Source organism: Rufibacter sp. JT3400010, from assembly GCF_054956755.1.
Window position 1 is genome coordinate 1 of the sequence record NZ_JBUDXA010000017.1, and the last position, 12,855, is coordinate 12,855.

The 12,855-nt window shown below is 50.9% G+C and carries 10 protein-coding genes; 7 read left to right on the top strand and 3 right to left on the bottom strand.

Features of this window, described 5'->3' with window-relative positions; translation table 11 throughout:
• Window positions 1-136: 136 nt before the first annotated feature.
• The 5 genes from ACY0JR_RS14830 to ACY0JR_RS14850 all read left to right on the top strand — a co-directional run bounded on the left by ACY0JR_RS14830 (window position 137) and on the right by ACY0JR_RS14850 (window position 5,855).
• Window positions 137-769 (top strand): TetR/AcrR family transcriptional regulator, encoded by a 633-nt coding sequence (locus ACY0JR_RS14830; RefSeq protein ID WP_462634896.1) that lies wholly within the window; start codon window positions 137-139, stop codon window positions 767-769.
• Window positions 766-2,139: a TolC family protein gene (locus ACY0JR_RS14835; protein ID WP_462634897.1), complete on the top strand. Its 1,374-nt coding sequence runs from the start codon at window positions 766-768 to the stop codon at window positions 2,137-2,139. Before ACY0JR_RS14830 ends, ACY0JR_RS14835 begins: the two co-directional genes overlap by 4 nt.
• Before the next feature lie 18 nt (window positions 2,140-2,157).
• Complete coding sequence (locus ACY0JR_RS14840) at window positions 2,158-3,198, top strand: HlyD family secretion protein (RefSeq protein WP_462634898.1); 1,041 nt, start codon at window positions 2,158-2,160, stop codon at window positions 3,196-3,198.
• Between the two features lie 2 nt (window positions 3,199-3,200).
• Window positions 3,201-4,748 carry a DHA2 family efflux MFS transporter permease subunit gene (locus ACY0JR_RS14845; RefSeq protein ID WP_462634899.1) on the top strand — a complete coding sequence of 516 codons (1,548 nt, stop codon included), beginning with the start codon at window positions 3,201-3,203 and terminating at the stop codon, window positions 4,746-4,748.
• A gap of 225 nt (window positions 4,749-4,973) precedes the next feature.
• The gene (locus tag ACY0JR_RS14850) at window positions 4,974-5,855 is read left to right on the top strand and encodes a bifunctional 5,10-methylenetetrahydrofolate dehydrogenase/5,10-methenyltetrahydrofolate cyclohydrolase (RefSeq protein WP_462634900.1); all 882 of its coding nucleotides are present in this window, start codon (window positions 4,974-4,976) and stop codon (window positions 5,853-5,855) included.
• Window positions 5,856-5,945: 90 nt separating this feature from the next.
• Here ACY0JR_RS14850 and thrC read toward each other — a convergent pair whose 3' ends face one another.
• The 3 genes from thrC to ACY0JR_RS14865 are packed head-to-tail and all read right to left on the bottom strand — an operon-like array spanning window position 5,946 to window position 9,644.
• Window positions 5,946-7,265: a threonine synthase gene (gene thrC, locus ACY0JR_RS14855; protein WP_462634901.1), complete on the bottom strand. Its 1,320-nt coding sequence runs from the start codon at window positions 7,263-7,265 to the stop codon at window positions 5,946-5,948.
• Window positions 7,262-8,227, bottom strand: a complete 966-nt coding sequence (locus ACY0JR_RS14860; RefSeq protein ID WP_462634902.1) for a homoserine kinase — start codon at window positions 8,225-8,227, stop codon at window positions 7,262-7,264. Before ACY0JR_RS14860 ends, thrC begins: the two co-directional genes overlap by 4 nt.
• Before the next feature lie 10 nt (window positions 8,228-8,237).
• On the bottom strand, window positions 8,238-9,644 hold the full coding sequence (locus tag ACY0JR_RS14865; protein ID WP_462634903.1) for an aspartate kinase: 1,407 nt from the start codon (window positions 9,642-9,644) through the stop codon (window positions 8,238-8,240).
• A gap of 564 nt (window positions 9,645-10,208) precedes the next feature.
• On the opposite strand from ACY0JR_RS14865, the gene ACY0JR_RS14870 reads away from it, so the two are divergent.
• Together ACY0JR_RS14870 and ACY0JR_RS14875 are read left to right on the top strand one after the other, a co-directional pair.
• A complete protein-coding gene (locus tag ACY0JR_RS14870) occupies window positions 10,209-10,790 on the top strand; it encodes a 7-carboxy-7-deazaguanine synthase QueE (RefSeq protein ID WP_462634990.1) in 582 nt (193 codons plus the stop codon).
• Window positions 10,791-10,793: 3 nt separating this feature from the next.
• Complete coding sequence (locus ACY0JR_RS14875) at window positions 10,794-12,719, top strand: OmpA family protein (protein WP_462634904.1); 1,926 nt, start codon at window positions 10,794-10,796, stop codon at window positions 12,717-12,719.
• Window positions 12,720-12,855 lie beyond the last annotated feature (136 nt).

A 12,855-nucleotide genomic window follows, 5' to 3' on the forward strand; every position in this document is an offset into this window, starting at 1 on the left:
CCAGAGGAAAGTAGCCGAATTTTAGCCAAAATAATCTTCCTCATTTTGAAGGAATTACTGCAGTTCTGGAAACAAAAGCATAACTGGGCTTGTTGGTTAATCAATCGATTGATTAACTTTGCGCGACTTTTAGGAAATGGCAGAGAAAGAGAAAATAGACAAGAAAGAGCACCTGTTGGATGTGGCGGAACGCGTGTTCGGGGAATTAGGCTATGACGGGGCCTCTACCCGTATGCTCGCCCAGGAGGCAGGCGTGAACATGGCCATGCTCAACTACTACTTCGGGTCTAAAGACGGACTGTTGAAGGCGGTATTGGAGCGTCGTATCTCCAGCATGAAAAGGGGCCTGGAGGAGATTTCGGAACAAGACATTTCCTGCTGGGAGAAAATTACCCAAGTGGTGCAATTATACGTGAGCCGGGTGGCTACAAGCAAATACTTCCATAAAATCCTTTTCCGGGAGATTTCCGTGGTTCGTTCTAATTGTGAGGTGACGGACTTTGTGCTGGAAAACCTGTATGGTAACTCTCTGCGTGCTCAGCAAATCATAGAAGAAGGAATCCAGAAAGGCGAATTTAGGCCAGTAGACGTGGAAATGACGGTGTCCAGCATTTTCGGGACAGTCAACTACCTCATCAATTCGCGCCGTTTAGCCTCTAAAATCCTGCAAATGGACCTTTTTGACGACCAGGTTTTGCAAGAAGAAATGAAGCCGCGCCTGCTGGCTTATTTACAAGACTCTCTTAAAACACACTTACTTATAAAATGAAACTGAGAAACAATGCTTCTCCTGAACGTCCAGTGAAAGGACGGGGAGTTATAACTGCGGCAGTGGTGGGGGGACTTAGCTTCCTGATGGCTTTCTCTCAACCGGCGGCAGCCCAGGAAGCGAAGCACCTGAACCTACAGGAAGCGGTGCAACTAGGGGTACAGAACAGCAAAGTGCTGCGTTTGTCCCAGACCAAGATTGACCAGGCTATCTCGCGTTACAACCAGGTAATAGACGAAGCTAAGCCGAAGGCAAGCGTCAGCTATACCTATAACCACGCCGAGATTCCTTCTAACGTATTCCAGATGTCTAAAGAGGCAGATCCGTTTTACTTACCAAAACGCGCCGATGCTTTCTTAGGAACGCTTTCTGTACAGGAGGTGATCTTCGCCGGAAATAAGCTGAAATACGCCAAAGAATCTACGGACCTCATGGCGCAGGCAGCCCGTCTGGATGCCGAGAAAGACAAGGACGAAATCGCCTATACCATCACCAACGCGTACTTCAACCTCTACAAACTGCAGCAGAGCCAGAAAGTGGTAGCCCAGAACCTGCAGGCCATTGACCGGCAGATCAAGCAATCGCAGCGGTTTTTTGAGCAGGGTATTGTGACCAAGAACGACGTATTACGCTTCCAACTGCAGCGCAGCAACGTGGAACTGACCGGTGCCGACCTGGAAACCAACCGTAAGATTGTTGTCTATAACCTGAATGTGTTGCTGGGCTTACCCGAGAGCAACGACCTGGTAGTGGAAGACGCCGCTGCGCCAGACGGACGGACAGTCTCACTGGCGGCGTACGTAGATTCTGCCCTTACCAACCGCGAGGAACTACAAGTCCTTGATCTGAACAGCCGCGCCGCAGACAACAACATCAAGTCTATCAAAGCCGATGCGTTGCCTGCCCTGGTAGCTGCCGCCGATGCCTACCACATCAATCCGAGCGGTTCGTTTATTCCGCCGTCTCACGGGGCATTGAGCGTGGGTACCTTGGGCTTAACGGCTGCCTGGAACTTTGACCGCCTCTGGACCAATAAAAACAAGATTGCCGAAGCTAAAATCCAGAAAACCCAACTGGATATCAGCCGTGAGCTGACCACCGACCAACTGAAAACCGAGGTAAACCAGAACTACCAGCGCTATTTATTAGCCTTGGATAGAATCAATATTCTGCAAACTTCCATTGTACAAGCCGAAGAAAACGACCGCAGCGAGGCTTCCCGCTACACCAATAAAGTGGCTTCGGCCACAGACAGAATTGATGCACAGACTCGTCTGTTTCAGGCCTTGATCAACCTGGAACTGGCCAAAGCCGATGCGGGACTGGCGTACTACACTTTATTAAAATCAACCGGAAATATCCTTAACTAATTACCGCATACAACCAAAATGGAAACTGAGAAAAAGAAATCCAATAAAGTCATTCCTATCATCTTAGGCCTGGTCCTGATCATTGGCGGGTTCTTCGGCGTGAAAGAGTATCTGTACTACAGCAAGCACGAAGACACCGATGATGCCCAAATTGACGCCGACATCAGTCCGGTAGTGGCGCGGGTGAGTGGGTACGTAGATACCATCATGTTTGAGGAAAACACCCACGTAACGCAAGGACAGGTGCTGGTGAAACTGGATGACCGCGACTACGCCATCAAGGTAGAACAAGCCCTAGCTGCCCAGCAGGGAGCCAGCGCGAACACCGGGGTTTCCCAGGCGCAAATTACAGCCACGGCTGCCAACGCCACCACGGCCAAAGCCAACATTGAAGCTACCCGCGTGCGCCTCTGGAAAGCAAACCAGGACTACCAGCGCTTTGCCAACCTGATTAAAGACGGTTCTATCACGCAGCAACAGTTTGAACAAGCTAAAGCTGACCGTGACGTAGCCCAGGCCAACTACCAGGCCGCCCAGGACCAATACAAAGCCGCTTTGCAGCAAGTGGGTACCACCCGTTCGCAGTTGACAGTGACCAATACCGGTGTAAACCAGCGGCAAGCCGATGTAGACTTTGCCAAGCTGCAGATGTCTTACACCACCATCACTGCCCCGGCTAGCGGTATTGTGTCTAAGAAAAACGTGCAGAAAGGCCAGTTGGTGCAAGCCGGACAAAGCCTGTTCTCTATTGTGAATGACAACAGCATCTTCGTGACGGCTAACTTCAAAGAGACTCAGTTAGAGAAAATCCGCGAAGGGCAGAAAGTGAACATTGAGGTAGACGCCTTCCCAGATGCCAAAGTAGAAGGGGAGATCTACAACTTCTCACCGGCTACCGGAGCCAAGTTCTCTTTGCTTCCTCCTGATAACGCCACTGGTAACTTCGTGAAAGTGGTGCAGCGGGTGCCGGTGAAAATCAAAATCAATGCCTCTCCTGAGCTGATGAAAAGACTTCGCCCTGGCATGAGTGTGAAAACATCAGTTCTGATTCAAGAATAACAATGGCAGAAACCGGATTAAAAAAATGGGCCATCACCATCACGGTGATCTCGGCGGCACTGCTGGAGCTCATTGACACCACCATCGTGAACGTCGCCATGCCGCAGATCCAGGGAAACCTGGGGGCAACGCTGGAAGACGTGGCCATGATTGTGACGGGCTATGCCGTAGCCAACGTGATCATCCTGCCTATGTCGGGGTGGTTGGGCAGTAGGTTTGGCCGCAAGAACTACTTCCTGTTCTCCATCATCGTCTTCACCACCGTTTCCTTTTTATGCGGAAACGCCACCAGTTTAGAGGAACTGGTCGTTTTCCGGATTCTGCAAGGTCTGGCCGGGGGTGGATTGTTGTCTACCTCCCAGTCTATTCTGCTGGAAGCCTGGCCGAAAGAACAGGTAGGAACTGCCACTGCGTTATTTGGTTTAGGAGCCGTGGTTGGGCCAACGTTAGGTCCAACCATTGGCGGCTATATCACCGATAATTACTCCTGGCCCTGGATTTTCTACGTGAACATTCCCGTGGGGATTCTTGCCTCCATTGCCACGTACCTGTTCATCAAGAAGACACCACGTGAACTGGGCGGCAAACCGGTAGACTGGTGGGGGATTGCGCTCCTGGCCATTGCCGTGGGTAGTTTGCAGATTGTGCTGGAGAAAGGCGAAACCGAAGATTGGTTCTCGGCTACCTACATCATTGTGCTGTCTGCTACCGCGCTCATTGGCACGTTGTTGTTCATCTGGCGCGAATTAACGTTTGAGTACCCTATCGTGAACTTCAAAATCATGCGGCACCGGAGTTTCTCTGTGGGCATGTTCACTTCCTTCGTGCTGGGCTTCGGTTTGTACAGTTCCATGTTTGTGTTCCCGGTGTTCACGCAGGGGCTGTTGGGCTTCACGGCGCAGCAATCGGGTAAGCTGTTGCTGCCCGGCGGGGTGTTTACCATCATGATGATGCCGTTCATTGGGAAGATGCTACAGCGCGGCGTACCGGCCCAGTTTATGGCCACCGGAGGCATGTTGCTGTTCTTCGTCTTCGCGATGATGATGAACCACTCCACCTTGCTTTCGGGCACCGGGGATTTCTTCTGGCCACTGGCCATTAGAGGGATTGGAATGGCCTTGCTGTTTGTGCCGCTTACTACACTGGCCATTCAGGACTTGAAAGGTCCCGAGTTAGGGCAGGGAACGGGTCTGAACAACATGATGCGCCAGTTGGGGGGCTCCTTCGGGATTGCGGCGCTAACCACGCTCATCCACGTACGCCAGGGCTTCCACCGCAACAACTTGCTGGTGAACATCAATGAGTACAACCCGGTGTTTACGCAACGCCTGAACGGACTCATGCAGAACTTCATCAGCAAAGGCTATACGTTTATGGATGCGCAGAAAGCGGCCTACAAAGCCGTAGAAGGCATGGTCATGAAACAGACCGCGCTCTTGTCCTACACTGATGCCTTCTGGGTATCGGGGATGATCATGCTGTGCTCTATTCCGCTGCTGTATTTGCAGAAGTTCAAGAAAAACACCAACGTACCGGTAGATGTCCATTAACGGAACTACCAATTATTGAATATGCTATTTAGGGGCTGGTTTTTTAGAACCAGCCCCTAAATACTTTTAAGTGAAACTAGTAACAGCTTATGCTGCAAGGGTAGGAGGAAAAGAAGATGCCGTTGGTTTCGGCCTTGTTTCTTGGAAATAACTCTAAAAACCCGAGGCACTTTCCGCAATGGCTTGTACTTTTACGCTTTGTATCATCTCTCATTTCTAGTACCCATGACCCTTTTAGACGGAAAGAAAACCTCTGAAGCAATCCAAAGTGAGATTGCCGCAGAAGTTGCCGAAATCAAAGCACAAGGTGGAAAGGTACCTCACTTAGCCGCTATTTTAGTTGGCCAGGACGGAGGTTCTATGACGTATGTTAACAACAAAGTAATAGCCTGTGAACGCGTAGGATTTGCCTCTACTTTGCTCCACTATGAAACTGACATCACCGAAGAAGAACTCCTCACCAAAATCAAGGAAATAAACGAAGACCCGGAGATAGACGGACTGATTGTCCAGTTGCCGCTTCCCAAGCACATCAGCCCAGACAAAGTATTGGAGGTGATGGACTACAAAAAAGACGTAGACGGTTTCCACCCGGTGAACGTAGGCCGCATGGTAGCAGGCTTACCCGCCTATCTTCCCGCCACCCCGTACGGCATCATGCAGTTGCTGGAGCGTTACAACATTGACACCAAAGGTAAGCACTGCGTAGTGGTAGGCCGAAGCAATATTGTAGGTACGCCCATCAGCATTTTAATGAGCAAATGCACCATTCCTGGCGAAGCCACCGTCACCATCTGCCACCGCAATACTGTTGACTTAGCCCATCATACCCGCCAGGCTGATATCCTGATAGTCGCCGTCGGTAAACCGGGCTTAATTACTGCTGACATGGTGAAAGAAGGCGCCGTAGTGATTGACGTAGGAACCACCCGCGTGAACGATGCCACCCGCGAAAGAGGCTGGCGCCTGCGCGGCGACGTGGATTTTGACAACGTCGCCCCCAAGTGCAGCCACATTACCCCCGTACCCGGCGGCGTTGGGCCATTAACCATCTCCATGCTGCTGAAGAACACCTTGAGAGCCGCTAAAAAGGAAGTGTATTCATAATTTTAATCAATAAATAGAAAGGCCCAACTACATTATGTAGTTGGGCCTTTTTTGCTTTTAGTGTGTCTCTGAAAAGACAGGACTAAAAAGCTATAGAGTTCCCTCTTTATGCTCCTGCATCAGCAGAAGTTTAAAACCATCAAAGTCGTTGGGCATATCGGTTACCTGTTTCTGTCTCCCCTGAAAAACCTTCAGCTGCTCTGGCAATTCGATTTCTTGCCCTAATACTTCTTCCATGCTTTTCTTGAATTTGGCTGGGTGCGCGGTTTCCAGGAAAATTCCAGGTGTTTTCAGTTCAGGGAGTAATTGCCGTAAACTTAGATAACCAACTGCCCCGTGCGGGTCTAACATGTAGCCGGTTTCCTGATGCACCAGTTTGATGGTGCCTTTGATTTCCTCGTCATCGGCCCAAAATCCTTTTACTACTTTTTGCAAGGCTTCTAGTTTATGCCCGAACAGCTCCTGAATGCGGGGGAAGTTGTTGGGGTTACCTACGTCCATGGCGTTGGCAATAGTGCAAACGGATGGGGCAGGCGTGTAAACACCGGTTTCTAAGTATTCTGGAACAATCCGGTTGAGGTTGGTGGCAGCCACAAAGTAAGTAACAGGCAAGCCCATTTGACGGGCTAGAAGTCCTGCCGCCAGATTCCCGAAGTTTCCGCTGGGTACCGAGATGGTTAATTCCTGGGCATCGGAGTTCTGTTTTTTCCATTGTCCCCAAGCATGGAAGTAGTACACCATTTGCGGTAACCACCGCGCCACGTTGATAGAGTTAGCGGAGGATAGGTTCTTCTTCTGATTTAACTCTTCGTCTGAAAACGCTTGTTTTACCAGGGCCTGGCAATCATCAAAAGTGCCTTCAATGCCAACTGCACTAGTGTTCTGGCCTAGGGTGGTAAACTGCATTTCCTGGATTTCACTCACGCCTAACTGCGGGTACACCACTACCACATCAATGTTGTCCAAGCCCAGGAAACCGTTGGCGACTGCGCTGCCGGTATCGCCAGACGTGGCTACTAACACGGTTACTGGTCGGTCAGGCTCTGCAAACAGTTGTAGGCAGCGCGACATAAACCGGGCCCCTACGTCTTTGAAGGCGCAGGTAGGGCCATGGAATAGCTCCAGGGCATAGATATCTTTCTCTACTTCCACCAAGGGAATAGGGAAATTGAACACCTCGTTGCAAATGGTGCGGAGGTCCTCCGGAGAAATATCAGGGGTGACAAAGGGTTGCAGTACTTCAAAGGCAATCTCCGGCAGGGAGAGGGAGGGCAGCGACTCAAAGAAATCCTCGCCTAAGGTGGGAATCTCCTTCGGGAAGAAGAGGCCTTTGTCTTGGGGCAGTCCTTTGATGACCGCTTCTTTGAAACTCATCTGGGCGGCATAGTCATTGGTGCTGTAGTAGTTCATAGCGGAAGAGCGGGTTGAAAGGTTGATTGTGCCACCAGGCGAACGCCTTGTTCCGGCACTTGAGATACATACGTTTTGGTTTCGATGCCGCTGCCTTCGTAAATGGCTTCCATGGCTTGTCTAACAGCATTTGCCTGCTCCAAAGAAGCAGATAAGGCGAAGATAGATGGACCAGAACCAGAAATTCCAGCACCCAACGCACCAGCAGTTAAAGCGGCTTCTTTTACTTGTTTGAACAATGGAATCAGCACAGAACGCTCCGGCTCAAAAATCTCATCATGCAAACTGCGACCAATCAATCCATAATCTTTCTTCAGCAGACCGGCCATCAAGCCCGCCAGGTTTCCCCACTGCCTGATGCCTTTTTTCAAGGGAATCTCCTGCTTGAGAATGCTGCGGGAAAGAGAAGTCTTTAATTCAATCTGCGGGTATAGAATGGTACAGTACAATTCCAGCGGAACACCTAGCGGCACAACATCCAGTGGGTCATAGTCACGCACCAGTACAAAGCCACCTAAAAGGGATGGGGCTACATTGTCGGCGTGGGCAGAACCGGAGGCTTTGCGTTCGCCTTCCATGGCATAAACCACCAACTCCTGGGTTGTGAAAGGGGAGCCGAGCAGTTCATTTACCGCAAACGCAGCGGCGGCCGAACTGGCGGCGCTGCTGCCCAAGCCACTACCAACGGGCATGCCTTTGTGCAACTGCAGCTCCAAACCGTGCTTGACTTCCAACGCATCCAGCATCTTCTGGGCCACTACGCCAATCACGTTATCTTTAGGATCAGCGGAAAGGCCGTCAATGCCGTGAATGGCCGAGATGGTAATACCGGGTTCATTTGTTTTCCGGGCCCATACTTCATCGCCGGGCTGGTCTAAGGCAAACCCAAGCACGTCAAAGCCGCAACAGACGTTGGCCACAGTGGCCGGGGCGTAGGCTTTGACAAAATCGTTGTTATCCATATAAAAGATATTAGGCCAAAGCGGCCGCTGATTGTTCAGGTACGGAAAGAAAGAACCGGTCGTGGAGCAGGTTCACGGCGCGGTGGGCATCATGGGAGTTCAATACCACGGAGATAATACGCTCGGTAGCTCCTTGCGCGATGGCCCTAATGTTGATGTTGTTTTCACCTAATAAAGAGAAAGCCTTGCCCGCAATGCCGGGTTGCTGCACCATGCCGTTTCCTACAATGGCCACAATGCTCATAGGAGTCTCCAGACTCACAGGATTCAACAGCCCCTGCGCCATGTCTCCGGCAAACTCCTCCGTAATGGCTTGCACGGCTTTTTCCCCTTCCGCCTCGGCCAGACCAATGGTGATGCTTTGCTCAGAAGAAGACTGCGTGATAAAGTAGATGTTGATGCATTCCAACGCCACCGCCTTAAACAAGCGCATGGCCACGCCGGGCACACCCACCATGCCGCTGCCGCTTATCGTTAATACCGCAATATGATCAATGCAGGAGATTCCTTTCACCTTCTGGGCACTCGGCGACGGCATAGACGATATGAGCGTTCCCTTATGGTTGGGGTTGAACGTGTTCTTCAAGACCAACGGAATCTTGGCGGCCACCAAGGGCGCAATAGTAGGCGGGTAGAGTACCTTTGCACCGAAGTATGCCAGCTCCATTGCTTCTTCGTAGCTCAATTCTTCAATGGAGTAAGCGGCGCTGGCTTTGCGCGGGTCCGTGGTGTACATGCCGTCCACGTCTGACCAGATTTCCAACAAATCAGCTTGTAAGGCTGCGGCATATAAGGAAGCAGTATAATCAGAGCCGCCCCGACCTAAAACGGTGGTTTTTCCATCCGCGGAGCGGGAAATGAAACCGGGAGCCACAATGAGGTTTGCTTCCGGAAGGTTTCCCTGCATGAGCGCATAGGTGGCTTTCAAGTTGACCTTGGCGTTGAGGTACGTGTTGTCGGTTTGGATGAAATCGCGGCTGTCTATGAGTGCGTTAGGCAAACCGTTGTGCTGAAACGCCACGGAGACAATGGCCGAGGACAAACGCTCGCCGTAGGCCATGACCCGCGCCTTGGTACCGTCGCTGAGTTCGTCTAAGAGATAAATTCCCCGGCACACGTCTTCCAGTTCCCGGAAAATCATTTTAATACGGCCTTTGATGTCAATCTGCTGGCTCATGGGCACTAACTGTTCAATGGCCTCCATGTGTTTGGCCTCCAGACTGGAAATCAGCTCCAGGTAGGTAGCATCATGGTCAGCGGCCTTCTGGTATAGGCTAATGAGCAAATCGGTGACTTTGGACATGGCGGAGACTACCACCAGCATCTTTGGATTTTGTTTCTCCCGGATAATGGAGATTAATTGACGGATGGCATCTGCATTGGCCACAGAAGTGCCCCCAAATTTCAAAACCAGCATGGAATCAGGCTTAAAGGAAAACGATAATAGTACGGTGATTTCGGACGCAAGGCCGAAAGGGCCAGTTTAGATTTGGCCTTAGAATGGACGATATGTGCAGCTATACCCCCTCAGGGGTAATAGTGAATGTGCCTGTAATAATAGACGTAGCTAAGACATAGAAAACCGTTTCTTCACAGAAAGAAGAAAATACGTGGGGTGCTATGTTAGGAGTTTTAGCCATTAGTGGGAGCAATATCTATAAAAATTTGAAAGTTCAAGCTAAAAAAGTGAGAATTTTTTATTTGGCAGTAGAAAGTAAGGCGAAAATGCTCCCTGCGCTTTCTGGTCTGGAATAGTTAACTTTGCACCGCCCAATGAAAGCCAGCGCGTGAAAGCAAGGCAAAACCGCAACTTATAACGCGCCATGCTTGTTGGGTTCATACAATAAATCTCGTTTTGGCGCTGTTTTGCTTAAAATTGGCCTAAAACGGCTACGCTTATTTTCAGAAATTGGAAGCTACTGCAGATATAAAAATTGCCTCGGTGCACACGGTACCCAAAGATGGGACCAAACTGCCTTTGATGGAGCACTTCTACACCATTCAGGGCGAAGGATACCACACGGGCAAAGCCGCATATTTCATCAGATTGGGTGGTTGTGACATTGGATGCCACTGGTGCGATGTGAAAGAGTCCTGGGATGCGAACCTGCACCCACTTACTGATACCGACTGGATTGTACAACAAGCCGAGCAGTACCCGGGCAAAGCCGTAGTGGTGACCGGTGGCGAGCCGTTGTTGTATAACTTAGATTACCTCACTTCAGAACTGCAGAAGCGGGGCATCCAGACGTTTATTGAAACCTCGGGCGCGTATCCGTTGAGCGGAACCTGGGACTGGATTTGCCTTTCGCCCAAGAAATTTAAAGGGCCGCACCCCAGCGTACAACCGCACGCCGGCGAGCTGAAAGTGATTGTCTTCAACAAAAGCGATTTCGCCTGGGCCGAGGAACATGCCGCCCTGGTTGGTCCTGACACGCGTCTGTACCTGCAACCAGAGTGGAGCAAAGCCGACAATATGATGCCGCAGATTGTGGAGTATGTGAAAAGTAACCCTAAGTGGCGCATCTCCTTGCAAACCCATAAATTCCTGAATATTCCGTAATCCATGCTGCGTTTCCCGCTTCTTAGTCTTCTCCTGTTCTTTATCCTGCAAGTGGCCGCCCCAGCGGTGGCGCAAAAAGCAGCGGGCGGCTCTGCCAACAAGAAAGCCCAGAATGCTTATGACGAAGGCATCAAGTACATACAGGCCCGCAACTTTGAGAAAGCGTTACAGTCGTTTAATGATGCGGTGCAGCGGGACACCACCTTTGGCGAAGCGTACGTAGAAGCGGCCGGGTTATACCGTATTCTGCAGAAAGAAGAGGAAGCCTACCAGTTCTATCGCCGCGGCTTGCCGAAGTTGGGCGTGTTGCCCGGCAGGTCGGCCGATTACTTTAATTATGCAGAGTTGGCCTTCGGCCGAGGGCAGTACCATGAGGCGGCTACTTTCTACCAGCACTACATCCAGTTCGGGAAGAAGGGGAGCAAGCAGATGCAGCACGCCAACCAGCAGTTGAAGAACGTGACCTTTGCCCAGCAGGCTATTAAGAATCCGGTCAACTTCCATCCGCAGCCGTTGGGCGAAGGGGTAAACAAATTCGGGTTGCAGTATTCTCCGGTACTCACCACCGACCAGCAGGCGCTGCTGTTCACCGCCCGGCAGAGCAGCGGGCCTTTAGACGATGAAAACCTGTATCTGGCGTACCGCAAAGATGGCCAGTGGCAGACGCCGGTCTCTGTTTCAGAGGCCATCAATACGGAGTTAAACGAAGGTGCCGCCTCCCTTTCCGGCGATGGACGCGTACTTGTATTTACTTCCTGCAACCGCCAGGATTCTTATGGTTCCTGTGATTTGTACATCAGTTACCGCGAAGGAAACGAGTGGAGCAAACCCAAGAACATGGGCAGAAACGTGAACACCACCTCCTGGGATTCCCAGCCCAGCCTTTCGGCCGATGGCCGCACCATTTACTTTGCCTCCAATCGCAAGGGCGGACTAGGCGGCGAAGACATTTGGGTAACCAAACAGCAGGAAGATGGCAACTGGAGCATTCCCCTGAACCTAGGAGCAAACGTAAATACTCCCGGCCGAGAGAACTCGCCCTTTCTACACGCCAGTGGCAACACCCTATATTTTGCTACGGACGGCCTACAAGGCATGGGTGGTTTGGACTTGTTTAAAGTAAACCGGGAGAAAAACGGCTGGGGCACTCCCCAGAACATGGGCTATCCTTTGAATACCCACCGTGATGAAAGCTCTATCTTTATCTCACCAGACAACAGAACCGGTTACTACTCGGGACAGTCTGCCCAGGGAAGTAAAGTAGAGGTAGCCTTGCTGCAGTTTGAGGTGCCCGAGGTTTGGAAAGGAAATACGGTTTCCTCGTTTGCGCAAGGACGGGTATTTGATGCGGTGACCAAGAAGCCTTTGAAAGCTACCGTGCAGGTCTATGACCTGGATTCGGCGGGGGTGATTACCCAGCAGGTAGCTTCCGATGGTACTTCGGGGGCTTATACCATTGTCTTGAACCAGAAGCAGCGTTACGCTTTGTATGTAACTGCGCCAGGCCACGTGCTGGAAAGCCGTCATATTTCGGCTACTTCCACTACGGCTCCGTTAGCTCTGGACTTTTACCTGCAACCGCTGAACAAAGGAGCCAAAGCCGTCCTCAGCAATATCTTTTTTGATACTGGCAAAGCCGATTTACGCCCAGAGTCACAGACGGAATTGGACAAGCTGTTTCAGTTTTTGAAATCCAATCCAAAGATTCAGGTAGAGATTGCTGGCCACACCGATAACGTAGGCCAGGCCGCTGCAAACCAGAAACTTTCTGAGGCCAGAGCCAAAGCCGTGGTGAAATACCTGGTTTCCAAAGGCGCTCCCACTACTATTTTCCAGGCGAAAGGCTACGGCCAAACCCAACCGGCGGCGGCAAACACCTCTGAAGAAAAAAGGCAGTTGAACCGCCGTATTGAGATGCGGATTCTATAGGCAGAAATTTATTTGAGTTTATTTAAACATTCAGTAACCGAGCTGGTTCTATAGGCAAGTGAAACCCAGGTTAGGTTTAGTTGTTTATTGTTTTGTTTAGTTGACAGAAAGGCGGCCCGTGTATTAGGGCCGCCTT

What these genes read in the sequence shown, in the direction of transcription:
- ACY0JR_RS14835 (WP_462634897.1), top strand. Translation starts at nt 766, where the DNA reads ATGAAACTGAGAAACAATGCTTCTCCTGAACGTCCAGTGAAAGGACGG.
- ACY0JR_RS14860 (WP_462634902.1), bottom strand. Translation starts at nt 8,227, where the DNA reads ATGGATAACAACGATTTTGTCAAAGCCTACGCCCCGGCCACTGTGGCC.
- ACY0JR_RS14840 (WP_462634898.1), top strand. Translation starts at nt 2,158, where the DNA reads ATGGAAACTGAGAAAAAGAAATCCAATAAAGTCATTCCTATCATCTTA.
- ACY0JR_RS14875 (WP_462634904.1), top strand. Translation starts at nt 10,794, where the DNA reads ATGCTGCGTTTCCCGCTTCTTAGTCTTCTCCTGTTCTTTATCCTGCAA.
- ACY0JR_RS14865 (WP_462634903.1), bottom strand. Translation starts at nt 9,644, where the DNA reads ATGCTGGTTTTGAAATTTGGGGGCACTTCTGTGGCCAATGCAGATGCC.
- ACY0JR_RS14830 (WP_462634896.1), top strand. Translation starts at nt 137, where the DNA reads ATGGCAGAGAAAGAGAAAATAGACAAGAAAGAGCACCTGTTGGATGTG.
- thrC (WP_462634901.1), bottom strand. Translation starts at nt 7,265, where the DNA reads ATGAACTACTACAGCACCAATGACTATGCCGCCCAGATGAGTTTCAAA.
- ACY0JR_RS14845 (WP_462634899.1), top strand. Translation starts at nt 3,201, where the DNA reads ATGGCAGAAACCGGATTAAAAAAATGGGCCATCACCATCACGGTGATC.
- ACY0JR_RS14870 (WP_462634990.1), top strand. Translation starts at nt 10,209, where the DNA reads ATGGAGCACTTCTACACCATTCAGGGCGAAGGATACCACACGGGCAAA.
- ACY0JR_RS14850 (WP_462634900.1), top strand. Translation starts at nt 4,974, where the DNA reads ATGACCCTTTTAGACGGAAAGAAAACCTCTGAAGCAATCCAAAGTGAG.